This window comes from Lysinibacillus sp. EB271-A1-10B, assembly GCF_058791335.1.
Map to the genome: position 1 here is coordinate 411,761 of NZ_JBYTDL010000001.1, position 22,974 is coordinate 434,734.

Consider the following 22,974-nt stretch of genomic DNA (forward strand, 5'->3'; position numbering starts at 1 on the left):
AGGTAGCTTTTTGTTTCGAATCAATACTGATAATAGAACCAAGAAGAGAGCATAGCGAATACAGGGAAAATAAGCCACCAATACTTCCATAAAAAATCACCAACAGTTTTATGATCGGATTGATTTGAATCAGAAACTACAGGTGTTTGATATTTTTCTTCACCTGTAATAAGTTGGTCTAAAGAAATTTCATATAAATCACTTAACCTTCTCAAATTATCAATATCCGGATAACCTTTTCCTAACTCCCATTTTGAAACGGATTGCCTTGAAATATTTAAAAAGCCTGCGACATCATCCTGTGTATACTTATGTTGTTCTCTCAATTCTTTTAAACGGTTTTCTAAATTCATTGAATTTCACCTCCAATTTATTGGATTTGAACAAATATTACTGGATTAATACACTTTATTCTAGAAGTTGTTATTTGCTAATTCGCAACGCATAGTTGCTCTCATGAACGAAGCAAAAAATTCGATTGTAGCGCTTGCTTCGCTTACAATATATATAATCAATTATGCCTCGGCATAATTGCGTCCAGAATCGGCTTTGTGCTTAGGCCTGCACGAGGGCCGACACGATGTCGGTCATTTCGGTAATGCCACAGGACGTGGCGTTTTTACCGATGCAGGTCAGTTAGCCGTTATCGCATGGATGCGATGATTTTAGGCTAACATCCCCTAAGAACTCCTTTCCGATTCCTTGACATCCGCTGAAAGAACTTAATGGGAGTGATAGGATTGAACACATGGGATCAACGATTTAACACAATCGAATACGTTTATGGTGAGCAACCAAATGCTTTTATAGAAGACTATGTTCACTACTTAGAAGATTATACAAACGTGGCTGCATACGCAGAAGGTGAAGGTCGCAATGCAGTATTTTTAGCTTTACAAGGCCATACAGTAACTGCCTTTGATTATGCTGAAAGCGGTCTTAAAAAAACAAATCAGCTTGCAGAAAAGCATAATGTTGCTGTTCATACAAAGCTTACTGACCTACTTGAAGATGAACTACCAATCGAAACGTTTGATGCTGCTATTATGGTGTTTGGACATTTTCCGGCTGAGCACCAACAAGAAGTGTTTAAGAAGATTGTCGATTCCGTAAAGTCTGGCGGTCGTATTATGATGGAACTTTATTCAATTTATCAACTACCCTACGCCTCAGGTGGCCCAAGACAGCTTGATTTTTTATATGATCCATTAGATATTCTAAAATGGTGTCAGCCTTATAAAATCATTCATTTTTTCACAGGTGAACAAGTGCGAAATGAAGGTAAGCTCCACACAGGCCTTGCTCATACCATTCAGTTTATTATCGAAAAAAGTTAAAAAAAGCTATATACAGATTCTGTATATAGCTTTTTCACAAGAATAAATAAACAAATAATGGACATAAAAATGCGCCAATAATTGCAGTTAAGGCCATAGATAATGAGCCTACTGATAATTCTTGTTCTCCGTATTCTCTTAATTTAACAAGACCAACACCGTGTGAAGCGCTACCTACCGCAACACCTCTACTAACGGCGGAGTCAATTTTGCCGTGTTTAATGACTAATGGTCCTATAATAGCGCCTACAAACCCTGCCAGCATGACAAGCACAGCTGTTAAAGGTGGTATGCCTCCAATTGTCTCACTCACCTGCATACCTACAGGTGTCGTTAACGATTTAGGTAATGCTGTCAGCAACCAGCTTTTATTAACACCAATCCATTTCAGCATAATAAATATTGTCACTAAACCTGTAATCATGGCAATAAATATACCTGACAAAATTGCATATTTATATTTCATAATAATCTTACGCTGGTTATATAAAGGATAAGCAAGTGCTACAACTGCTGGACCTAGCATTTTTTGTAGCCATTCACCACCCTCCATATATGTAGAGTATGGAATATTAAAGATTACTAACATAATTGCACTGACGATAGTTGTCGTCACTAGCGGAATCATTAAAGGATGAGGGAAACGTTGATAAAGTTTTGTAAATAATACGAATAACACAACGGTACTAACGACAACAATAATTTCAATCAACCGTTAATTCCCCCTCTCCTTCTTCTACAATGGCTTCTGTTTCTTTTTTAGTTAGCTCTTTTTTCTCAACAATTTGACTAAGTAATCCCGTCACATAAATAGAGATTAGCGTACTTGCAATAACGGCTAGCATAATCAATAGACCAGTTGTTGAAACAAGTTCAGGGTAGTCAATCACTCCTACTGTTGCAGGAATGAAAAACAAGGTTAATACGCCAATTAAAAAACCTGCTCCATCTTGAATGTATTCTACTTTAATTATTTTTAAATGGAGTGAAAGTGCTAATAATAGTAATCCAATTACACTTCCGGGAAGAGGTACCTGTAGTAAAGTAACAATACCGACGCCCATGTAATAAAAGATATTGAGTATCCCAATCTGGACAATAATTCGAACAACTCTCTTTAACATCGCAACAAAATTTTCGTTCAACATTTCGCCACATTCCCCCCCATTACGTCCATTCTACAACTGCAGGAATTTTCTGTCTATTATAATTTTAGAAAAACAATAGAAAAAAACCTACAATAGAAACAATATTTCAACAAAACATACTATTTAGGTACACGTATCTTTCTACTATTTCTAAATACAAAAATAATTAAATGCTCCTCAACTCTATCAACCTTTGAATCCCTTTTATAGTTTTTGAACAACCATAGATTATAGAACATATTAGCTGTTATTATAGATTTACTATTTCGAATTTTCTAAATTCCTATAAAAGGAGATGAATATCTATTATAAAACCATTAAAATTACAAACACGCTTTGCCTACTATAGTAGTTTTTTCATTCTAATCATTGTAGTCTTTGCTGGCTTATTATTTTATTTAACAATTTCCGATGCACTGCAAACACAACTTGGAAAAAGAGCACTTTATTTAGCAGAAACAACTGCTGATCGTGGTGATGTTTTAGCTGCGTTTAAAACAGATAATCCAACTGAAGCACTTCAAAAAATCAGCATCACTATTATGAACACAACAGAAGCTGCTTATGTAGTTATTGGCGATAAAAATGGGATTCGTTATTCCCATCCGATTACTGAACGAATTGGCAAACCCATGGTTGGTGACGACAATGACCGTGCATTATTAGATGGAGAATCCTATATTTCGATTGCAAATGGCTCTATGGGTGAGTCAATTCGAGGTAAAGCACCTGTGTTAGATACGGATGGAACGGTTCTCGGTGTCGTTTCAATTGGCTACTTAACAAGTGAATTAGACCATCTATATTTGCAATATCTCGACAACATTTTTTATATTATGATGATTGCCTTAATAATTGGTATTCTCTGTTCCGTTTTTTTATCTCGTAGCATCAAAAAACAAATTTTTAATCTCGAACCAAATGAAATCGCCAATCTTTTCACAGAGAAAAATGCATTGATTGAATCTGTACGAGAAGCAATTATTACTGTTAATCATAAAGGTGAAATTACAACTCTGAACAATGCCGCAGCTAAAATTCTGCATTTATCTGACAAAGATTCCGTAATTGGCGAAAATATTAAATATTATGTTCCAAATACTCACCTTCTTGAAGTACTTACTTATGGAAAAAAACAACACGATAAACCAATGATTATTAATGGAAATGAAGTAATTGTGAACCGCGTGCCCATAAAGATGAAAGGTAAAATTGTTGGCGCTGTTGCTAGTTTTCGTTTGCAGTCTGAAATTGACCAGCTAGCGATCGAATTATCTCAAGTGAAGCAGTATACCGAAGCCTTACGTTCACAAACACATGAGTTTAACAATATTCTCTATACAATATCTGGGCTAATTCAATTGAATGCCTCAGATGAAGCTTTATCTATTATTCATAAAGAGGTACAAGGACAATCCTCATTAACTCAGTTCATTACAAATCGTGTCAAAGATCCATTTTTAAATGGACTTATTATTGGATTTTTCAATCGAGCCCGGGAATTAAAAGTCAAACTTATTTTCGATGAAGACAGTTATATAGAAACATTGCCTGAAAACATCGAAAAAAGTCTCATCATTTCCATCATGGGTAATTTGTTGACAAATGCTTTTGAAGAGGTTGAGAAAAACAAAGATCGGCCACCAATTGTTAGACTTTTTGTTTTTGACAATGGCGAAGAAATTGTAATAGAGGTTGAAGATTCAGGGAACGGCATAGCACAAGAAAAGCTAGAAATACTCTTCTTAGAAAATATTTCGACAAAAGATACAAAATTTAGAGGATACGGTTTACGTAAAGTTATCTCAAGTGTTCATGAATTAAACGGCACACTAGCTCTTGGAGAAGGAGATTTAAGCGGGGCTTTATTCATTGTATCTATTAACAAAGGGGGCAATTTAGAAGATGCAAAGTATTGAAGTATTGATTATAGAGGATGATGTACGTGTGGCGGACGTGCATCGGCGTTTTTTAGAAAAAATTGAAGGATTTCATGTCATTGCCTGTGCAAATACCGGTGAGGAGGCACTAGACTGGCTCATGTCTTTTTCTCCGCAACTTATTCTATTAGATGTTTTTTTACCTGATATTCTTGGTGTTGATTTGATTGATAAAATCCAAGAGCTTCGACCATTTACTAACATTATTTTGATTACAGCCGCAACAGAGGCGCATATTGTGCATGACGCTTATCGAAAAAATGTGACGGACTATATTTTAAAACCCTTTACTTTCGAGCAATTGAAGGAAAGTATCGAAAAATACCGCTTGAAACATGTTATTTTACAAAATGATGAAAAATTCACACAAGAAAAAATTGAACAGCTCTGGCCAAAAGCACCTTCCAATGAAAAAGTAAAATTATCATTATTGCCAAAGGGGATCGATCCAACAACAATGAATTATGTAATCAGTTATTTAAATACAATCGAAGATGGTACCACTGCAGAAGTACTAGGAAAAAATATCGGGGTTAGCCGTTCTACAGCTCGGCGTTATTTAGAATTTCTCGTTACGCAAAGACAGGCACATACTGAACTTATTTATGGTACCGTCGGTCGACCAGAGCGTAGATACTTCATCACTCAATAAAGCGAAACTTTTAGCAGGGGTTTTTCTTCATCCCTACTAATTATTAGTTTTCACCAATCGGGCTTTCACGCACAGTCAATCGCCCACCAAACTTCTTCTTTCGGTACAGATAATTTACTAATTGTTAATGCAGAATAAACTTTATGATCAAAATGAAATAAATTATCATTATTATCACAACATTGTTATTGTCAGAATATACGGTAAATTTATGGTAGCGCTCGCAATTCCAGCGCTACCATATTTCTTTTACAAGGGGGATTTCTTATGTGGAAAACATGGATGAAATTTGCAACAGCTGCACTTTTATTAGCTACTTTAGCAGGCTGTACTTCTTCAGATTCTTCAAGCGATGAAGGCACAGAAGAAAAGAAAGTAAGCAATTATCCAAAAAACAATATTACGATTGTTGCTCCTTCTGGCGCTGGAGGTGGCTGGGATCTAACAGCACGTGCAATTTCTAAAACGATGAATGATACGAAACTTATTGAAAAACCAATTCAAGTCGAAAACAAACCTGGTGGCGGAGGCGCAGTATTTATGGCTACTTTTGCAACTAAAGAATCTAATAATGACTACATGCTAATGGTAAAATCACCACCTATTTTGATTAATCATGAAAAAGCTGAAGGAAACAGTAAATTTGGTTACAAGGATACAACGCCAATAGCACAGTTAACGCGTGACTATGGTGCAATTGTTGTTAAAAAGGATTCGCCTTACAAAACCCTAAATGACATGTTAAATGCTTTAAAAACTAATCCACAAAATGTAACACTTGCAGGAGGATCTTCACCTGGTTCCATGGATCATTTGATAGGTATTATTCCGGCATTTAAATCAGGAATCGATTTAAAAACAGTTAAATACGTTTCTTATGATGGTGGTGGTGAAGCTGTTGCCGCGCTTTTAGGAGGTAATGCCGATGTAATTGCCACAGATGCCTCGACAATTGCAACTTATGTAAAATCAGGTGATGTCCGCGTACTAGCAGTCAGTTCTTCAGATCGTTTAGAAGGTGAACTAGCCGATGTACCAACATTTAAAGAAGCAGGTATTGATGAAGAGTTTACAATTTGGCGCGGTATTTTTGGTCCGAAAAATATGTCAAAAGATGCTTTTGCATACTGGTCCGAAAAATTACAAGCAATGGTAGAAACGGATGAGTGGAAATCTGAAGTAGCGCGTAATGGCTGGCAAAGTGAGTACCGCAATGCTGAAGAATTCACAAAGTATTTAGATCAACAAAATAAAATAATCGTTGAACTTTTAACAGCCTTAGATATGCAAAAATAAAGAAAAGCGACTTTAATAGTCGCTTTTCTCAAGGGGAGGATAAAACGTTTGAGCCAAACTTTCGATAAAATTTCGAGTATTGCATTTTTCATCATTGGTATTTTATTTATCACAGAAGCAACACAAATTTCTGATAGTGCATATGGATCCACAGTTGGACCCAAATCATTTCCTTTGGGATTAGGTATAGTTCTAATTTTACTAAGTTTACGGCTCTTCTACGAGACATGGAAACAAGCTGCGAAGTCAAAAATAGTGAGAAACACAAAAACATCATCACAAACAACACCCATTGAACTAAAGAAGTTTCTAATACTATTTATTAGTGCGATTGCCTATGTATTTTTTCTTGAAATAGTAGGTTACGTTATTACAACATTTATCTTTTTATTAATCGGTTTCCAAACGATGGAACGAGGAAAAATATTAGCTTCTATTAGTATTTCAGTCGCTTTTTCAGTTGGCATTTATTATGTATTTTCAGTTATTTTAGGAGGATCTTTGCCTAGTTTCCCAACTTTTTAATGTAAAGGAGTGAAAACATGACAACATTGCAATTTCTAGCAGATGGCTTTGCAGTTGCCTTTCAATGGCAAAATTTATTATTTGCGTTCGTCGGTGTTATTATCGGAACTGCGGTTGGAGTACTTCCTGGAATAGGTCCAATGAGTGGAGTTGCTTTACTCATTCCAGTTACTGCAACACTTACTTCAGGGCTACCAACTGAAGCTGCCGCTGCAAGTTCCATTATTTTACTTGCAGGCGTATATTACGGAGCTATGTACGGCGGCTCAACTACTTCTATCTTATTGAATACACCCGGAGAATCTTCTTCTGTTGTTACAACACTAGATGGTTATCAAATGGCTAAACAAGGTCGTGCCGGTAGTGCTCTTGCTATTGCGGCGATTGGCTCATTTTGCGCAGGCATTATAGCATTGCTTGGCCTTGTACTATTAGCAAAGCCTTTATCAAGTATCGCATTAAAATTCGGCCCTGCTGAATATTTTTCTTTAATGCTATTAGGTCTTGCCGCAGTTAGTGGACTAGCTGGGCGCTCGATTACAAAAGCTTTAATCATGACGGTGCTTGGTTTAATGATTGGTACAATCGGGATTGATGCTGTATCTGGAATCGAACGTTTTACATTTGGTCAACCAACACTGTTCTCTGGGATTGAATTTTTGACAATTGCAGTTGGTTTATTTGCCTTAGGTGAAGTATTCAAAACAATACTTGAAAAAGACAACGATGACGGTCAAATTGCGAAGATTAATCGCGTTTTCCCAACAAAGCAAGATTTTAAAGATAGTATGGTACCCATTGCACGTGGCTCATTTTTAGGATTTTTCATTGGTGTCTTACCAGGGGCTGGAGCAACTCTTGCTTCTTTCTTTTCTTATATTACCGAGAAAAAATTCAGTAAAACACCAGAGCAATTCGGTAAAGGTCATATTGCTGGTGTAGCTGGACCTGAATCAGCGAACAACGCAGCTTCGGGTGGCGCAATGATTCCATTATTAACATTAGGTATCCCTGGTTCTGGAACTACCGCTATTTTAATGGGGGCACTCATTATGTATAATATTCAGCCTGGTCCCTTACTTTTCGACGAGCATCCTGAAGTGGCTTGGGGTTTAATCGCGAGTATGTTTATCGGTAACTTAATGTTATTAATTTTGAATATGCCACTTGTTCGTGTTTTTGCAAAGGTCATTGAAACTCCAAAGAAATATTTATTACCTATAATAATAGCTATATCATTCTTTGGCGTTTATGCTGTTCAATATACGACGTTCGATTTATATTTATTACTTGCCTGTGGTATACTCGGATATCTTTTCGCCAAAAACGACTATCCTGTAGCACCGCTAGTACTAGCCCTAGTTTTAGGCCCTATGATCGAGAACAATATGCGTCGCGCTTTAACTATTTCAAATGGTGATTTCTCAATTTTTGTAAGTAAGCCATTATCATTAGTATTTCTAATTGTTGCAGTGTCTTGGTTACTCATACCGATCTTTATGAAAATGCGTGGTAAAAATGTCATTATTAATGAAGAAGAATAAAAAAGAGTGGAGAGAACCTATTCTCTTCACTCTTTTATGTATCTATAATGCGTGTCCAGAACCGCCATCAATGTTTACAGAAGTGCCAGACACATAACTAGCTGCATCAGATACTAAAAAAGTAATGACATTTGCCGCTTCTTGAGTATCCCCTACACGACCAAGTGGAATTGCTTGACCTACTTTACGAGAATACTCATCCCACGATAGCTCGGGTTCTGCCTCTTTCCATGTCTTCTCTATTTGATCACTACGAATAAGCCCAATACAAACAGAGTTCACACGTATATTATCTTTTCCTAAGTCTTTGCTCATAGCTTTCGTTAATGCCAGACCTGCCGCACGACTTACAGTACTAGGGAGTGAGCTTGCCGGTGGTGTTTTAGCCATTACCGCAGTTACATTAACTATTGCACCGCCACCAACCTTACGCAAATGAGGTGCAGCATATTTTGAACAATTGACAGCACCAAACACCTTTAAATCTACATCAGCCTGCCATAGCTCACTACTAACCGATTCAAATGGATTTGCTGAAGCTGTACCTGCATTATTAATCAGAATATCAAGGCGACCAAAATGCTCTACTGCTCGTTCTATTAAGTACTTACAATCTTTTTCTTTTGTAATATCAGTTGGTACAATTAAAACGTCCTCGCCTGTTTCATTTTTAATACAGCCAGCAGCCACTTGAAGCTGTTTTTCACCACGAGCACAAAGTACAACCTTCGCTCCCTCTTTCACAAGCTGCATCGCTGTATAATAGCCAATTCCCTTACTTGAGCCTGTAATAACTGCTACTTTCCCCTTTAAGCCTAGTTCCATTTTTATCACCCCAGTATTTTGTTCAACTTCCCTTGTTTCAAAGACATCGTTATCATTTCCGGACATCTAGCAGTCAATTACTAGATTTATTTGACACAAAGTCTATCCGGTATGTAATACGTTCCCAACCGAACTATATTTTTAGAATATTCATTCGATATAATTACTTTATCAAAATTACATGTAATATACAAAAAAACGGCTACAAAGCAAATGCTTTATAGCCGTTTTCATAAACTTTATTATTTTTTTGCTACAATATGGATTGGATTGCCAAGTAATACCTCAGCAGCTTCCATTGTAATTTCACCTAATGTTGGGTGAGCATGGATTGTTAACGCGATATCTTCAGCAGTCATACCGCCTTCAATAGCTAAGCCCATTTCAGCGATCATATCTGATGCACCAGCACCTACGATTTGAGCACCGATTAATAAGCCATCTTCTTTACGCGCAACTAGCTTCACGAAACCTTCTGTTTGGTTTAATGCAAGTGCACGACCATTTGCTGCGAATGGGAATTTCGCTGCAGTGTATTCGATGCCTTCAGCTTTCGCTTCATCTTCGTTATAACCAACTGTTGCCATTTCTGGATCTGTGAAGCATACAGCAGGAATAGCTAAATAATCAACGATTGATTTTTCACCAGCGATTGCTTCAGCAGCAACTTTACCTTCGTAAGATGCTTTATGAGCAAGCTGAGGACCAGCTACAATATCACCAATTGCATAGATGTTTGGAATATTTGTACGGCATTGTTTGTCAACATTGATAAGACCACGTTCACCGAATTCAACACCGATTTCAGCAAGGCCCATTTCATCTGTATTTGGACGACGACCTACAGTTACTAATACGTAGTCAGCTTCAACTTTTTTCTCTTCTCCGCCAACTTCATATGTTACTACTACGCCGTTTTCTGTTTCTTCAACGCCTTTTGCAGATGCGTTTACTTCCATTTCAACGCCTTTCTTTTTAAGGCCTTTTTTCACGATTTGTGTCATTTGTTTTTCGAAGCCAGCTAAGATATCTTTTCCGCCTTCGATAATTGTTACTTGTGAGCCAAGGTTAGCATATGCTGAACCTAACTCTGTACCAATATAGCCTCCACCGATAACGACTAATTTACCTGGTACTTCTTGTAAAGAAAGTGCGCCAGTAGAATTTAGTACGCGATCAGAGAATTTAAATGTTGGAATTTCAACTGGGCGAGAACCCGTTGCGATAATTACATTGTTAAATGTGTAAGTTTGAGCAGATTCACCATTGATGATACGCACTGAATGAGCGTCAACGAAATAAGCTTCACCTTGTACAATTTCAACTTTATTACCTTTAAGTAAGCCTTCAACACCGCCAGTTAATTTTTTAACAACGCTGTCTTTAAATGCTTGTGCTTTTGAGAAGTCTAATTTCACATCAGAAGCGATGATACCCATGTCATCTGAATGTTTAGCATGCTCAAAACGGTGACCTACTGAAATTAATGCTTTTGATGGGATACAACCTACGTTTAAGCACACACCACCAAGTACATTTTTTTCAACGATTGTTACTTTTTGGCCAGTTTGAGCTGCACGAATTGCTGCTACATATCCTCCAGGACCTGAACCAATGACAAGAGTATCTGTTTCGATTGGAAAATCTCCTACTACCATTTTTGTTACGCCTCCATTAATAATAATTCTGGTTCACTTAACAAACGCTTTAAGTGATTTAAAGCATTTTGCGCAGTGGCTCCATCAATCATACGATGATCAAAGCTCAATGATAATGCTAACACAGGTGCGGCTACAATTTCACCATTTTTTATTACAGGTTTTTCTGAAATTCGGCCAATACCTAGTATCGCTACTTCAGGATGATTAATTACCGGAGTAAACCATTGTCCTCCTGCAGAGCCGATATTCGTAATCGACATCGAAGCGCCCTTCATTTCATGTGGTGCAAGCTTGCTTTCACGCGCTTTAGTCGCTAATTCATTAATTTCATTTGATACTGCAAAAACAGATTTACGATCCGCGTGCTTAATAACTGGTACTAGCAAGCCTTTTTCTGTATCTGCTGCAATACCAATATTGTAATAATGCTTCTGAATAATTTCTTGTGTTGCATCATCTAATGAGCGGTTAAATTCTGGGAATTCGCGTAAAGTTGAAATTAGCGCTTTAACTACATATGGTAAGTACGTTAATTTAACACCTTTTTCAGCAGCGATATCTTTGAATTTTTTGCGATGTGCTACTAGAGCTGTTACATCGACTTCATCCATTAGTGTAACATGTGGAGCCGTTTGTTTCGAGTGAACCATCGCTTTTGCAATCGCTTTTCGAATGCCCGACATTTTCTCACGTGTTTCTGGGAAATCACCTTCAAGGACTACTGGTGCTACTTGTGTAGTTGTTTCTTGCTGCACAGCTTCTTCATTAGCCACTGGTGCTGCTGCTTCAGCCTCTACAACGCCTCCACCTTTTAGGAAATTCTCAATATCTTGTTTTAAAATACGACCATTTTTGCCTGTACCATTAACTTCACGAATATTCACATCATTGTCTCGTGCAAATTTACGTACTGATGGCATTGCAATGATACGCTTATTATCTTCAGCTACCACAACAGTTTCAGTCTTTTCAGTAGCTTTCTCTGGAGCCTGCTCAACTTCAACAGGTGCCTTTGCTACTTCCTTACCATACTCAGCAGTCGCCTGAACTTGAGCCTCTGTTTTCGCTTCAGCATGGTCATCACCTTTTAGCTTTAAATCTTCATAGCCAGGTGCATCAAGGCGGATTAAGACATCACCAACAACTGCTACTGTGCCTTCTCCTACTAAAACTTCTTCTACTGTCCCTTCAACTGGAGACGGAATCTCTACTACTGCTTTATCATTTTGTACTTCACAAAGAATATCGTCTTCTTTTACTGTATCTCCAGCTTTAACGAACCACTTAACAATTTCGCCTTCGTGAATACCCTCGCCAATATCCGGTAATCTAAATTCAAATGCCATGTGTACCCATCCTTTCTATTTGCTGTCTTTCAAGTTTAGAAGTTACATTAGAATGTTAAAACTTTTTTAGCTGTTTCCATTACATCTTTATAGTTCGGTAACCAAACACCTTCAGCTTGTGGGAATGGGTACACAGTATCTGGTGCAGCTACACGAAGTACAGGTGCTTCTAAACTTAAAATCGCGCGCTCTGTAATTTCAGCCACTACGTTTGCAGCAATACCTGCTTGTTTTTGAGCCTCTTGTACAACGATTGCACGACCTGTTTTTTCAACAGACGCAATAATTGTCTCAATATCAATTGGTTGGATTGTACGTAAATCAATTACTTCTACAGAGTGACCTTCTTTTTCTAGTTCCTCTGCTGCCTTTAAGCTTTCGTGAACCATTAAACCGTAGGCAATAATTGTTAAATCTTTACCTTCACGTTTTACATCCGCTTTACCTAGTGGAATTTCGTATGCTTCCTCAGGTACCTCTTCACGGAATGAACGATATAATTTTAAATGCTCTAAGAAAATGACTGGGTTATCATTTCGAATAGATGAAATAAGTAAACCTTTAGCATCGTATGGTGTTGATGGCACAACAACTGTTAAACCTGGCTGTGCTGTCATTAAGCTTTCTAAGCTATCAGAGTGCATTTCAGGTGTATGCACACCTCCACCAAACGGAGAACGGATTGTTACTGGTGCATTATAGACACCACCGCTACGGTAGCTCATACGTGCTAATTGACCACTGATTGAGTCCATTACTTCATATACAAAGCCGAAGAACTGGATTTCAGGAACCGGACGGAAACCTTGTAGAGAAAGACCGACCGCTAAGCCACCAATACCTGATTCTGCTAACGGTGTATCGAATACACGGTCAACACCAAATTCTTTTTGTAGGCCTTCAGTTGCGCGGAATACCCCACCGTTGACACCTACATCTTCTCCGAATACAAGAACGTTTTCATCATTCTTTAATTCTGTGCGAAGTGCATCTGTAATTGCTTGAATCATCGTCATTTGTGCCATAGGTTATTTCGACTCCTTCTCTTTGTAGATTTCATACTGTTCTTTTAAATTAGATGGCATTTCGCCTTTATACATGTTTTCCATTAACTCTGTTACTTTTTGTTTTGGAGCAGCATCGGCTTTTTTGATTGCTTCTTTAATTTCTTCTTTTGCACGCTCAATAACAGCCTCTTCTTTTTGCTCATCCCACAGACCTTTTGCCTCAAGGTATTTACGGAAGCGTACAAGAGGGTCTTTTTGTGCCCATTCATTATCTGTATCTGATGTACGGTAACGCGTTGGGTCATCCCCTGCCATTGTATGAGGACCATAGCGATAGCACATTGTTTCAATTAAAGTTGGACCTTCGCCATTTACTGCGCGCTCACGTGCATCACGTGTTGCTACGTAAACTGCTAGCGCATCCATTCCATCTACTAAAATACTTGGTAAGCCTGCTGCTACACCTTTTTGAGCGATTGTTTTTGCAGCTGTTTGTAATTCGCGAGGTGTTGAAATGGCGAATTGGTTATTTTGTACAATGAAGATTGCTGGTGATTTAAATGCACCTGCAAAGTTAATGCCTTCATAGAAATCCCCTTGTGATGAACCACCATCACCTGTATAAGTTACTGCCACTGCCTTTTTACCACGTTTTTGAATACCAAGAGCTACACCTGCTGCTTGAATATATTGTGCACCGATAATAATTTGAGGTGCTAATACGTTTACGCCCTCAGGAACTTGGTTCCCCGCAAAATGACCGCGTGAGAATAAAAACGCTTTATCTAAAGGTAAACCATGCCATACGATTTGTGGTACATCACGGTAACCCGGTAAAATCCAATCTTCTTTTTCTAATGCAAAGTGTGACGCAAGTTGTGAAGCTTCTTGCCCAGCAGTTGGTGCATAGAAGCCTAAGCGACCTTGACGGTTAAGAGAGATAGATCGTTGGTCTAAAATACGTGTATAAACCATACGCGTCATTAACTCAACTAGTTCCTCATCAGATAGCTTTGGGTCTGCCTCTTCATTTATAATTTCGCCTTCTTCATTCAAAATTTGAAACATTTCAAACTTATCTTCGATTTCAGTTAGCGTTTGTTTAGCATCAAAAATATTATTGTTTTTCTTGCTCATTTGTCACATCTCCCTTTCAGCTGTATTAAAATAAATCACCGTTTCAACTAGTACAACTTATTCTTTGCACTCAGTATACTGAATAAAACACTGTCGGTCAATCATATATTACGCGTACAAACAAAGATTTTTTCTAACATAACAATTAAACAACTCTGTTCCATACTGTACCATTAATTAATTTTTTCTGTATTATAACACCATATTAAAGGTACTCAATTATTACGTTCTCCTACATGATTACCAATAGTAGAATGCCCAGTTTCAGACAATCTAATAGCTATTGAAAAATTTTTTAAGTATATTCAAATAAGGTTTTTTTCATGTGATTGTTTAAAGACGTGATGTATACTTATAAGTAAGACACTACAAAGTCGAAAGGAAGATTCATATATGATTTTAATGGATGATATTATTCGCGAAGGTCATCCGACTTTACGCACAAAAGCCGAGGAGGTAAAATTCCCTTTAACTGATGAAGTAAAACAACTCGCAGAAGACATGCTTCAATATTTAATATACAGCCAAGATCCCGAAATGGCAGATAAATATAACCTACGTAGCGGCATTGGACTAGCTGCCAATCAAGTAAATAGCCTCCATCGAATGTTTGCCCTTCATTTAACAGACGAGAATGGCGAACAATTAAGTTTTGTAGCAATCAACCCAAAAATCGTTAGTCACTCAGTAGAAAACACGTACCTTGCAACAGGCGAGGGCTGTCTTTCTGTAGATCGCAATGTTCCAGGCTATGTACCGCGTCATGCTCGTGTTACAGTTAAATTTAAAACCGTTGACGGTGAAGAGAAAAAAATGCGCCTTAAAGGAATGCCTGCTATAGCCTTCCAACACGAATTAGACCACCTTAACGGCGTTATGTTTTACGACCGCATCAATGAAAAAAATCCATTTGCGGAAATTCCAGATTCTACACCATATGAGCGCGATTAGGCGCACGAAAAAGAAAGCAAACCCCTGCAGTTTTTTTAAACTGCGGGGTTTACTTTTTCTTGCCTCGCTATGATATTCATCTGACACTTTAACTTCGGGATTAGTCTAGCATCCACCTGAGGCATTAAACCGTTACGATTCCTCGTTCTAAACGTTCATTAATTTTTTCCAATAATGCAGGGAGCTCTTTCATCGTTCGAATCGTATAATGCGCACCTGTTTCTTTAAATATTATTGCTGTTTTTTCAACAGCAAATTGCTGCTCTTCTTCAGATAAAGCCCAATACTCTTCTTCAGATAACCCCATTTCAGAGCTGCCAATAATAACACCAACAGCCCATACACCTGCATTTAGAGCTTCTTGAATATCTGAAGTTGTATCACCAATCTTCACCACTTGCTTCGTTGACTTAATCCCTAATGCCTCCATATTTTTAAAAATCATATATGGGTAAGGGCGTCCTTTATCTCCTAATTGAGTAGGTGTTACTAAAAAATCAGGTTCATATCCTTTAGCCGCTGCATGCGGAGTCACTACCTCCATCATCAAGTCTGTATATCCCGTTGTGGAACCGATACGAATACCCTCTTCTTTTAATTGTTGTATCGTTTCTATCACATACTGAATCGGATCCGTGTAAGTCGCTAAAGATTCCATTAACTTTGATTCAAACTGCATATATAAAGCGTAGACATCCTCTTGCGTAAAATCTCGTCCATACTTTTCGTTCCATGCCTCACGAATTCTTGGCATTTCAAGCATTGTACGAATATGATCTATTTTCAACATGCCCATCGGTTTACGTGCTTCCTCTAGCGTAACCTTGATTCCCACATCTTCAAAAACTGTAAGAAAAACATTCACAGGAGCAAAGCAACCAAAATCAACAGTTGTACCTGCCCAATCTAAAATAATCGCTTCAATCTTCATTTTTTTATCACCACCATATAATTTTCGATAACCTTACACAATGTCTTCATATCATCTTCATGAATATCTCCAATATTGCCAATTCGGAATGTATCCACATCTGTTAGTTTCCCCGGATAAATGACAAATCCTGCTTTTTTCATCGCACTATAGAAATGATCGAAGGAGAACCCTTCATAAGGGAATAAAAATGTCGTAATAATAGGTGATTGTAACCCCTCTGAAATATAAGCGTTAAAACCAAGTGCTTGCAATTGAGTACGAAGTATACGATTATTATTCGCATATCGTTCGTAACGAGCACGTATCCCTCCTTCTTCCACAAGTTCCTCTAATGCCTTCGCAAAAGCTGCTACTACATGTGTAGGGGATGTAAAACGCCATTTTCCATCGAGTTTCATCACTTCCCACTGATTATATAAATCTAATGCAACACTTCTAGCTTGCCCTTTACACTTTTCTAATTCATCAATCTTTGCGATAACAAACCCAAATCCAGGTACCCCTTGGATACATTTATTAGCACTGCTAATTAAATAATCAATCCCTAATGCTTTTAAATCCATTGGTACGCCACCGAAGCTACTCATCGCATCAACGATAAACGTTTTATCCAACCCTTTGACAACGCCTCCTATTTCATGAATAGGATTTAAAATGCCCGTTGTCGTCTCACAATGTACAATAGCCACATGTGTTATTGTTAAATCACTTTCCAACAGCGCTTTCACTTCGAGTGGTGACGGCTGTTCATTATAAGGAACACTATAGACCGCGTGCTGTAGTTTAAGCACTTTTGCCATTTCAACAATGCGTTCACCGTAAGCACCATTTGTGATAATAAGTACTTTATCTTCCTCTCCAACAGCAGTTGTTAACACAGATTCTACAACAAAACTACCACTTCCCTGCATAAGAACCGTTGTATAATCCGTTTCTGTCACTTGTGCTAACTCTAAAAGCTGCTTACGTATTGTTTGTGTGACACTTTTATAATCGTCATCCCATGTGCAACGATCTTTTAACATCTCTTGTTTTACTGCTGCAGTTGTCGTTAAAGGACCTGGCGTTAACAATTTATAGTTGTTCATAAAATTGATATCTCCTTATTTTTGCGCTTCTTTAAAGAAAGCTTGATGTTTTTCCAATAGGTCTACCGTTAATGTCGTGTCCCATTTCTTTAAATGTTTAGGCACATACTCTTCATTTACTTGCTCACCTTCATAAAGAGCTACAGGATATTGCTTCAATAAATCAGGGCGGGCCTCCGTTGCGATTACTTTGGCTATTTCATGCGCTAACGCTTCATCCCCCTCTTTATCTACTACAGCCACTGATTCTGTTAATGTAAAGTTACCTTCTATTGGATCGATATAATCAATCGGTATCCCTTCTTTTTTAGCATCAATAGCTTGAATCCGTAGACCAAACCCTACAGCTACCTCGCCCGTTTTTACTTTTTTAATAGGCCCAGAGCCCGAGCTTTCGATATGCGGTCCAGCATTTTTGATTAAATCAGCTAATAGTTCTTTACCCTCTTTTTCTCCATACTCATTAATAATGGCCTGCACTAACAACCAACCTGTTGACGAGTCTAGAATATTAGGAAATGACAATAAATCTTTATAGGCAGGGTTTGTTAAATCCTTTATAGATGTTGGAACTGGCAAACCTTTTTGTTTTAATAAATCCGTATTAATAAAAATCGAGCCGATATTCCCTAAAATCGGTAATGCAAATGTAGAACCATCATCTAAAGGCTTTAAATCAGAAGATACATCTACAAACATAGATTTAGATTTTTGCGCACTTTCTATAAAATAAGAAGCTGTTGTTACGACATCTGCCTCAATGTCTTTCCCCTCCGCCATTATTTTCCCGCCCAGTTCAGACGTTCCGAATGATTGTATTAAATATTTACCTTTATACCCCTTGTTATCTAATGTTGCTTCCATGACATCAATTGCTTCATCATCCGCATTTGAATAAATAATAACTTGATCGTTCGAACCCGCTTCCACTCCTCCACATGCAGCCAAAACAATTGCTGAGCTAACTGTACCTAACATCATTACTGTTGATTTTTTCATCTTTATGCTCCTTTGTTTTTTCTTTAGGTGTTGCTATATAGTCACAACCTAATTTCACAATGAGGTTTGTACATAAAATAAAAATCGATAGAACAAAAATGTCTGTATACTTCGCGAAATGTTGAAGTTCTTTTATACGTGTCGATACAAGCATCGTTTTCGTGCTAACAAGGAAAATTACCCCGCTAACAGTCACCATAGCGTTTAAAAAATAATAGCTAAACATTTGATAAATCGTAGGTCTAATATTCGGTAAAATAACGCGAATAACCGTTTTCAACCATGAATCTTTTAATAGCTCTGCTGTCACTTCCCATGTCGGATCCATTTTTTGCAATGAATTTTTCGCCATTAAATATGGTGTTGTAAAGAAGTGAACGACATTACACGCAATAATGATGAGGAATGTCCCTTTTAAGGAACTCCCATTAAAGAAAAACAAGTAAGACAGACCAAGTACCATGCCCGGCACAGTATTCGTAACCATTGAAGCAAAATCTATGCTTTTCCTTCCTTTAAGCGGTGTTCGTACATTTAATAGAGCGGACACAAACGCTACAGCCACACCTAAAACAGCTGTCAAAACAGCCACTATTAGCGAGTTCATATAAACTTGCTTCAAGCCCTGTTCAGCTAGTACGTTTTTCACATGCTCAAATGTAAAGCTGAAATCATATGGATATCCTTTCGTAAAAGGTATTATAAATATTGTTGAAAACATGATTAATACCGCACCTACACAAACAAACGAGAAAACAGTAAACATTACATCACGGAAACGATGGACAACGAGGTCACTTTTAGAAACCTCCTTATAATGAAAATTAAATCGTTCCAAAATTGTTAACATAACGACACCAAGCACTGCAGGTACTAACATTAAAATCGAAATCACTGCACCTCTCTCGAAATGTACAATGGAACCAAGCATCGCTTGATATAGCTCAGTAGCAATAACTTTGTAGCTACCACCAACTGACGCAGGTATCCCGAAATCTGTAAAACTTAACACAAACGATAGTATGAATGCCCCACCAATCGTCCCTAGCATCGGACGAAATACTGTATGATAAAATCTTCGGTATGGACGATCATGCATCAGCATGGAAACTAGCAGAAATCTTTTATCAATATATTGCATAGAATTTTGCATTAATATAAAAGCAACAGGCAATGTATACAGCACATAACCAATTAATAAACCGTTAAATCCATAAACCGTAAACAAGGGCTGACCAAGTATCTTCGTAATAATCCCTTGATTGCCAAAGGTATAAATCAGTACAAAGCCATATGTTATGGTTGGTAATAGCATCGGTAAGGTAATACCCACTTGAACAAGCTTTTTCGTAAATCGATGCATCGTTGTAAAATGAACAGCATAGGCCAATAAAAAAGCCAAAATTGTCGTGATCAAAGCTGCTATTAAAGAGACTTGAAAACTATTGAAAAACGCATCACGAATCTCCACATTTCGCAATGTTTCCACATAGTTTTGAATGGTGAGGGCCTTCCCCTTTTTTAAAGATTGCCAAAACATATACAGTAACGGAACAATTAAAAAGAATACAAAAAAGAAAATAATCGGAAGAAAAATCAATTTCATTATTTTATTTGTTTTAAGCATACGATTCTCCAAATAGCTGATAAATGTTATGACGTTTTATATGAAGCTGTCTTAATATAAAATCTTCAACAAATTGGTTTTCTGGTGTATTTACTATTTCTTGCGGCGTTCCAAATTGCGAAACAGTTCCCTCATTAATAATTAGCACTTTATCTGATAGTGTGAGAGCTTCCTCTGGATCGTGCGTGACAATGATTGTCGTTAAATTAAATTGGCGAGCAATGGATTGAATACGTTCCTTAATCGATTCCTTTATCACACCATCAAGCGCACTTAACGGTTCATCCAACAATAATATTTTAGGCTGCATCACAAGCGTTCTAGCTATAGAGACACGCTGTTTTTGCCCGCCTGATAACTCATGAATCTTCTTATGTAAATGTGGGGTCAGTTCTAAAAAGTCTATATATTCCTGCACCTCTTTTTTTGACATTCCTTCTTTTTTATTTTTCAAACCATAGACGATATTGTCATAAGCATTTAAATGCGGGAACAACGCAAAGTCCTGAAAAACAATATTAAACCCTCGATCTTGCATAGATTGTTTCGATATATCTTGTCCGTTGTAAAAAAGCTGTCCATTCGTATGTTGAGTAAGACCTAGAATAATATTGAGTAAAGTTGTTTTCCCACAACCACTCGGTCCTAGTAACGAAACTATTTCACCCGATTGAATGTTTAAATTTATATTCATTAAAACTTTTTTATTTTTATAGTTTTTCGAGATATTTTTTAGTTCTAACAAATTGGTCACCTCTCTTTAGTTCTTAACCTTAGTATAGGGACAATTTGTAAAAGGAATTACATATTTGTGTAAATGTTGAGTAAATTCTGACCAACTTTTGACAAGGTTGCGTTCATTTCGATTATTATTTAGTAGAGGTGATGAAATGTATACAATAGAAAGGCAACAGCATATTTTGCAATTTGTTCGGAAACATAAAGTAGTAAAATTAGTAACATTAACAAAAGAGTTTAACGTTTCAATGGAAACAATCCGTCGTGATATTCAACAGCTTGTACTAGATAGGAAGATGGAGAAGTTTTATGGCGGTGTTAAATATATTGAACCTGTTGAGGGGTTGATGGATAATCGACTTCATGAACAGCTACCAGAAAAGATCGCGATCGCAAAAGCTTGCGCTTCTTTAGTACAAGATGGGGAGTGTATTTTTTTAGATAGTGGAACGACCACATATCAAATGACACCTTTTTTATTAGAAAAAGAAAAATTAACCGTTATTACAAACTCACTTCCTGTAGCCTTTGATTTAATCGGCTCCAATATCGAAGTGATCATTATCGGCGGTAAAGTTCGTCATTCTGAAAAATCTGTAACGTCTAATGATTTCCTCTTCCGCTTCAATCATCTAAATATTAATAAAGCTTTTATTTGTGCTAGTGGGGTGTCGATTGAAAAAGGAATTTCAGATTTCAATTTAGAGGAGGCTGTTACCCGAAAACAAATTATCAATATTTCCCAAACTGTGTATGTAGCAGCTGACTCTTCAAAATTTGACAAAGATGTCGCTATTCAAGTTTGTCCAGCAGATGCCGTAAATATGATTATTACAGATTGTGGACTCTCTAAAGAAACAATCAATCATTTCACGGATAAAGGTGTACAGTTAAAAATAGTAAGAACAAACACAGAAACTGAATCAGAGTCTTCTAATTAATAAGAGTAGATAAAAATGGTTAATCAACATGCTTGTGAAAATCACTAAAAAAAGCAACTAGCTGCAGTCAATCCTCCAACTAGTTGCTTCTCTTTCATTTCTTTAGATAATATTTAATTGGCGCATGATTTTAGCAAGGCCATCCTCATCTACATGCTCTGCAATATGGGTAGCAACAGCCTTTACTCTCTCATGTCCATTCCCCATCGCCACACCTGTCCCAACAGCCTGTAGCATTTCTATATCATTCATACCATCTCCAAAAGCAATGGCATCATTTAGTGTCAGCCCCATTTTTTCAAGAACCTTTTCAATACCAACAGCCTTCGAGCCTCCATTTGGTAAAATATCACAAGAATAGCGATGCCAGCGTACAAACTGCACATTAGGAAATGCTTCACGATATAAATGTTCATCTTTTTCTTCCATAAAAATAAGTGTTTGATATACATCGTTCTGCATATAATAAGTTGAGTCTAAATTTGGATACTGGTATTTTAAAGTATTTAAGCTTTCTGCCACCATAGCGTTATTTTCAACAGATGCAATCATTTGCTTGTCATCTAAAAATACTACAGGTTCGTTCCGTGCTTCGCCAAAGGCAATGATTTCGGCTAGCTCGTCTTTCTCAACACCATTTGTATAGACAACCTCACCACGATAAACAACATATTGCCCATTAAATGTCACATACGTATTAATATCCAACTCTTCTAGTAAGGTTTGAATCATAAAAGGCGCACGGCCAGTTGCAATCGCTAGCTCATAGCCATTTCGACGAGCCTCAAAAAGCGCTTCTTTCGCAGAAACAGGTAATATTTTCTCACTATTATAAAGCGTACCATCTACATCAAAAAATAATATTTTCTTCATCTTATAGTCCCCTTCATTATGTATTATTCTGCAAAGGCCAACGACTTTACAGAGGTATGATTTTCCATTATAATGATCCTAAGGAGTGATGTGCCATGCTGAAGAAACTCAAACGCAAATTGTTGAAGCAACTTCGCGGCGTACTCGGAAAAAAATCAATTGCCTAACATTTGCCCTTCATTATTTGAAGGGCTTTTCTTTATTTTAGAGTAACTGCGTGATAATATAAAGGAAATGCATTTATTTGGCTATGTGCAACCACTGGCTCATTGCTTTATTCAATTGCAACTTGTTGTAATTACGTCTGGATTAAAACACTGAGATACAAGAACTTCAAACGCCTAATTTCGCCATTAGTATACTAGAAATTCGTTGTTTTTTCTTGTAGTACGTGCGTGGTATTAG

General features: G+C 37.3%; 22 protein-coding genes. 8 read left to right on the forward strand and 14 right to left on the reverse strand.

Going from position 1 to position 22,974, the window contains the following annotated elements; all coding sequences use genetic code 11:
- Nucleotides 1-20: 20 nt before the first annotated feature.
- Entirely contained in the window at nucleotides 21-353 is a 333-nt protein-coding gene (locus AC3WSK_RS01950) for a helix-turn-helix transcriptional regulator (RefSeq protein WP_079559715.1), read from the reverse strand.
- Nucleotides 354-740: 387 nt separating this feature from the next.
- Between AC3WSK_RS01950 and AC3WSK_RS01955 the strand changes: the two genes are divergently transcribed.
- The gene (locus AC3WSK_RS01955; RefSeq protein ID WP_492411600.1) at nucleotides 741-1,337 is read left to right on the forward strand and encodes a class I SAM-dependent methyltransferase; all 597 of its coding nucleotides are present in this window, start codon (nucleotides 741-743) and stop codon (nucleotides 1,335-1,337) included.
- A 34-nt stretch (nucleotides 1,338-1,371) separates the two neighbouring features.
- On the opposite strand, the gene AC3WSK_RS01960 is transcribed toward AC3WSK_RS01955, so the two are convergent.
- Entirely contained in the window at nucleotides 1,372-2,049 is a 678-nt protein-coding gene (locus AC3WSK_RS01960) for an LrgB family protein (protein ID WP_492411602.1), read from the reverse strand.
- Nucleotides 2,042-2,485, reverse strand: a complete 444-nt coding sequence (locus AC3WSK_RS01965) for a CidA/LrgA family protein (RefSeq protein ID WP_079559712.1) — start codon at nucleotides 2,483-2,485, stop codon at nucleotides 2,042-2,044. The genes AC3WSK_RS01960 and AC3WSK_RS01965 overlap by 8 nt, the downstream gene beginning before the upstream one ends.
- 368 nt (nucleotides 2,486-2,853) lie before the next feature.
- Here AC3WSK_RS01965 and AC3WSK_RS01970 point away from each other — a divergent pair, with 368 nt between their 5' ends.
- From AC3WSK_RS01970 to AC3WSK_RS01990, 5 genes are all read left to right on the forward strand, one after another.
- Nucleotides 2,854-4,404 (forward strand): ATP-binding protein, encoded by a 1,551-nt coding sequence (locus AC3WSK_RS01970; RefSeq protein WP_492411960.1) that lies wholly within the window; start codon nucleotides 2,854-2,856, stop codon nucleotides 4,402-4,404.
- Nucleotides 4,391-5,077 carry a response regulator gene (locus AC3WSK_RS01975; RefSeq protein ID WP_427482020.1) on the forward strand — a complete coding sequence of 229 codons (687 nt, stop codon included), beginning with the start codon at nucleotides 4,391-4,393 and terminating at the stop codon, nucleotides 5,075-5,077. Before AC3WSK_RS01970 ends, AC3WSK_RS01975 begins: the two co-directional genes overlap by 14 nt.
- 267 nt (nucleotides 5,078-5,344) lie before the next feature.
- Nucleotides 5,345-6,373, forward strand: a complete 1,029-nt coding sequence (locus AC3WSK_RS01980) for a tripartite tricarboxylate transporter substrate binding protein (RefSeq protein ID WP_492411604.1) — start codon at nucleotides 5,345-5,347, stop codon at nucleotides 6,371-6,373.
- A gap of 48 nt (nucleotides 6,374-6,421) precedes the next feature.
- On the forward strand, nucleotides 6,422-6,898 hold the full coding sequence (locus tag AC3WSK_RS01985) for a tripartite tricarboxylate transporter TctB family protein (RefSeq protein ID WP_079559708.1): 477 nt from the start codon (nucleotides 6,422-6,424) through the stop codon (nucleotides 6,896-6,898).
- Nucleotides 6,899-6,915: 17 nt separating this feature from the next.
- Entirely contained in the window at nucleotides 6,916-8,442 is a 1,527-nt protein-coding gene (locus AC3WSK_RS01990; RefSeq protein WP_079559707.1) for a tripartite tricarboxylate transporter permease, read from the forward strand.
- A gap of 42 nt (nucleotides 8,443-8,484) precedes the next feature.
- Here AC3WSK_RS01990 and AC3WSK_RS01995 read toward each other — a convergent pair whose 3' ends face one another.
- The 5 genes from AC3WSK_RS01995 to pdhA all read right to left on the reverse strand — a co-directional run bounded on the left by AC3WSK_RS01995 (nucleotide 8,485) and on the right by pdhA (nucleotide 14,418).
- On the reverse strand, nucleotides 8,485-9,267 hold the full coding sequence (locus AC3WSK_RS01995; protein WP_079559706.1) for an SDR family NAD(P)-dependent oxidoreductase: 783 nt from the start codon (nucleotides 9,265-9,267) through the stop codon (nucleotides 8,485-8,487).
- Nucleotides 9,268-9,509: 242 nt separating this feature from the next.
- A complete protein-coding gene (lpdA, locus tag AC3WSK_RS02000; protein ID WP_053483451.1) occupies nucleotides 9,510-10,925 on the reverse strand; it encodes a dihydrolipoyl dehydrogenase in 1,416 nt (471 codons plus the stop codon).
- Between the two features lie 5 nt (nucleotides 10,926-10,930).
- Nucleotides 10,931-12,274, reverse strand: a complete 1,344-nt coding sequence (locus AC3WSK_RS02005; protein ID WP_079559705.1) for a dihydrolipoamide acetyltransferase family protein — start codon at nucleotides 12,272-12,274, stop codon at nucleotides 10,931-10,933.
- 47 nt (nucleotides 12,275-12,321) lie between these two features.
- Nucleotides 12,322-13,299: an alpha-ketoacid dehydrogenase subunit beta gene (locus AC3WSK_RS02010; RefSeq protein ID WP_079559704.1), complete on the reverse strand. Its 978-nt coding sequence runs from the start codon at nucleotides 13,297-13,299 to the stop codon at nucleotides 12,322-12,324.
- A gap of 3 nt (nucleotides 13,300-13,302) precedes the next feature.
- On the reverse strand, nucleotides 13,303-14,418 hold the full coding sequence (gene pdhA / locus AC3WSK_RS02015) for a pyruvate dehydrogenase (acetyl-transferring) E1 component subunit alpha (protein ID WP_079559703.1): 1,116 nt from the start codon (nucleotides 14,416-14,418) through the stop codon (nucleotides 13,303-13,305).
- A gap of 393 nt (nucleotides 14,419-14,811) precedes the next feature.
- Between pdhA and def the strand changes: the two genes are divergently transcribed.
- Entirely contained in the window at nucleotides 14,812-15,369 is a 558-nt protein-coding gene (def, locus tag AC3WSK_RS02020; protein ID WP_079559702.1) for a peptide deformylase, read from the forward strand.
- Between the two features lie 124 nt (nucleotides 15,370-15,493).
- On the opposite strand, the gene phnX is transcribed toward def, so the two are convergent.
- Genes phnX through AC3WSK_RS02045 form a run of 5 tightly spaced genes read right to left on the reverse strand, consistent with a single transcriptional unit; the run spans nucleotide 15,494 to nucleotide 20,762 of the window.
- On the reverse strand, nucleotides 15,494-16,300 hold the full coding sequence (phnX, locus tag AC3WSK_RS02025) for a phosphonoacetaldehyde hydrolase (protein WP_079559701.1): 807 nt from the start codon (nucleotides 16,298-16,300) through the stop codon (nucleotides 15,494-15,496).
- Nucleotides 16,297-17,391 (reverse strand): 2-aminoethylphosphonate--pyruvate transaminase, encoded by a 1,095-nt coding sequence (gene phnW, locus AC3WSK_RS02030; protein WP_079559700.1) that lies wholly within the window; start codon nucleotides 17,389-17,391, stop codon nucleotides 16,297-16,299. Before phnW ends, phnX begins: the two co-directional genes overlap by 4 nt.
- A gap of 15 nt (nucleotides 17,392-17,406) precedes the next feature.
- Nucleotides 17,407-18,390: an extracellular solute-binding protein gene (locus AC3WSK_RS02035; RefSeq protein WP_427482010.1), complete on the reverse strand. Its 984-nt coding sequence runs from the start codon at nucleotides 18,388-18,390 to the stop codon at nucleotides 17,407-17,409.
- On the reverse strand, nucleotides 18,353-20,017 hold the full coding sequence (locus AC3WSK_RS02040) for an ABC transporter permease subunit (RefSeq protein ID WP_492411610.1): 1,665 nt from the start codon (nucleotides 20,015-20,017) through the stop codon (nucleotides 18,353-18,355). The genes AC3WSK_RS02035 and AC3WSK_RS02040 overlap by 38 nt, the downstream gene beginning before the upstream one ends.
- Nucleotides 20,010-20,762 (reverse strand): ABC transporter ATP-binding protein, encoded by a 753-nt coding sequence (locus AC3WSK_RS02045; protein WP_492411612.1) that lies wholly within the window; start codon nucleotides 20,760-20,762, stop codon nucleotides 20,010-20,012. The genes AC3WSK_RS02040 and AC3WSK_RS02045 overlap by 8 nt, the downstream gene beginning before the upstream one ends.
- Before the next feature lie 145 nt (nucleotides 20,763-20,907).
- On the opposite strand from AC3WSK_RS02045, the gene AC3WSK_RS02050 reads away from it, so the two are divergent.
- Entirely contained in the window at nucleotides 20,908-21,696 is a 789-nt protein-coding gene (locus AC3WSK_RS02050) for a DeoR/GlpR family DNA-binding transcription regulator (protein WP_492411614.1), read from the forward strand.
- A 102-nt stretch (nucleotides 21,697-21,798) separates the two neighbouring features.
- On the opposite strand, the gene AC3WSK_RS02055 is transcribed toward AC3WSK_RS02050, so the two are convergent.
- Nucleotides 21,799-22,569 (reverse strand): Cof-type HAD-IIB family hydrolase, encoded by a 771-nt coding sequence (locus AC3WSK_RS02055; protein WP_492411616.1) that lies wholly within the window; start codon nucleotides 22,567-22,569, stop codon nucleotides 21,799-21,801.
- Nucleotides 22,570-22,974: the final 405 nt, after the last annotated feature.

Coding starts and splice junctions, on each gene's coding strand:
- AC3WSK_RS01950 (WP_079559715.1), bottom strand. CDS start 353: ATGAATTTAGAAAACCGTTTAAAAGAATTGAGAGAACAACATAAGTAT.
- AC3WSK_RS01965 (WP_079559712.1), bottom strand. CDS start 2,485: ATGTTGAACGAAAATTTTGTTGCGATGTTAAAGAGAGTTGTTCGAATT.
- AC3WSK_RS01975 (WP_427482020.1), top strand. CDS start 4,391: ATGCAAAGTATTGAAGTATTGATTATAGAGGATGATGTACGTGTGGCG.
- AC3WSK_RS01980 (WP_492411604.1), top strand. CDS start 5,345: ATGTGGAAAACATGGATGAAATTTGCAACAGCTGCACTTTTATTAGCT.
- AC3WSK_RS01990 (WP_079559707.1), top strand. CDS start 6,916: ATGACAACATTGCAATTTCTAGCAGATGGCTTTGCAGTTGCCTTTCAA.
- AC3WSK_RS01995 (WP_079559706.1), bottom strand. CDS start 9,267: ATGGAACTAGGCTTAAAGGGGAAAGTAGCAGTTATTACAGGCTCAAGT.
- lpdA (WP_053483451.1), bottom strand. CDS start 10,925: ATGGTAGTAGGAGATTTTCCAATCGAAACAGATACTCTTGTCATTGGT.
- AC3WSK_RS02005 (WP_079559705.1), bottom strand. CDS start 12,274: ATGGCATTTGAATTTAGATTACCGGATATTGGCGAGGGTATTCACGAA.
- AC3WSK_RS02010 (WP_079559704.1), bottom strand. CDS start 13,299: ATGGCACAAATGACGATGATTCAAGCAATTACAGATGCACTTCGCACA.
- pdhA (WP_079559703.1), bottom strand. CDS start 14,418: ATGAGCAAGAAAAACAATAATATTTTTGATGCTAAACAAACGCTAACT.
- def (WP_079559702.1), top strand. CDS start 14,812: ATGATTTTAATGGATGATATTATTCGCGAAGGTCATCCGACTTTACGC.
- phnX (WP_079559701.1), bottom strand. CDS start 16,300: ATGAAGATTGAAGCGATTATTTTAGATTGGGCAGGTACAACTGTTGAT.
- phnW (WP_079559700.1), bottom strand. CDS start 17,391: ATGAACAACTATAAATTGTTAACGCCAGGTCCTTTAACGACAACTGCA.
- AC3WSK_RS02035 (WP_427482010.1), bottom strand. CDS start 18,390: ATGAAAAAATCAACAGTAATGATGTTAGGTACAGTTAGCTCAGCAATT.
- AC3WSK_RS02040 (WP_492411610.1), bottom strand. CDS start 20,017: ATGCTTAAAACAAATAAAATAATGAAATTGATTTTTCTTCCGATTATT.
- AC3WSK_RS02050 (WP_492411614.1), top strand. CDS start 20,908: ATGTATACAATAGAAAGGCAACAGCATATTTTGCAATTTGTTCGGAAA.
- AC3WSK_RS02055 (WP_492411616.1), bottom strand. CDS start 22,569: ATGAAGAAAATATTATTTTTTGATGTAGATGGTACGCTTTATAATAGT.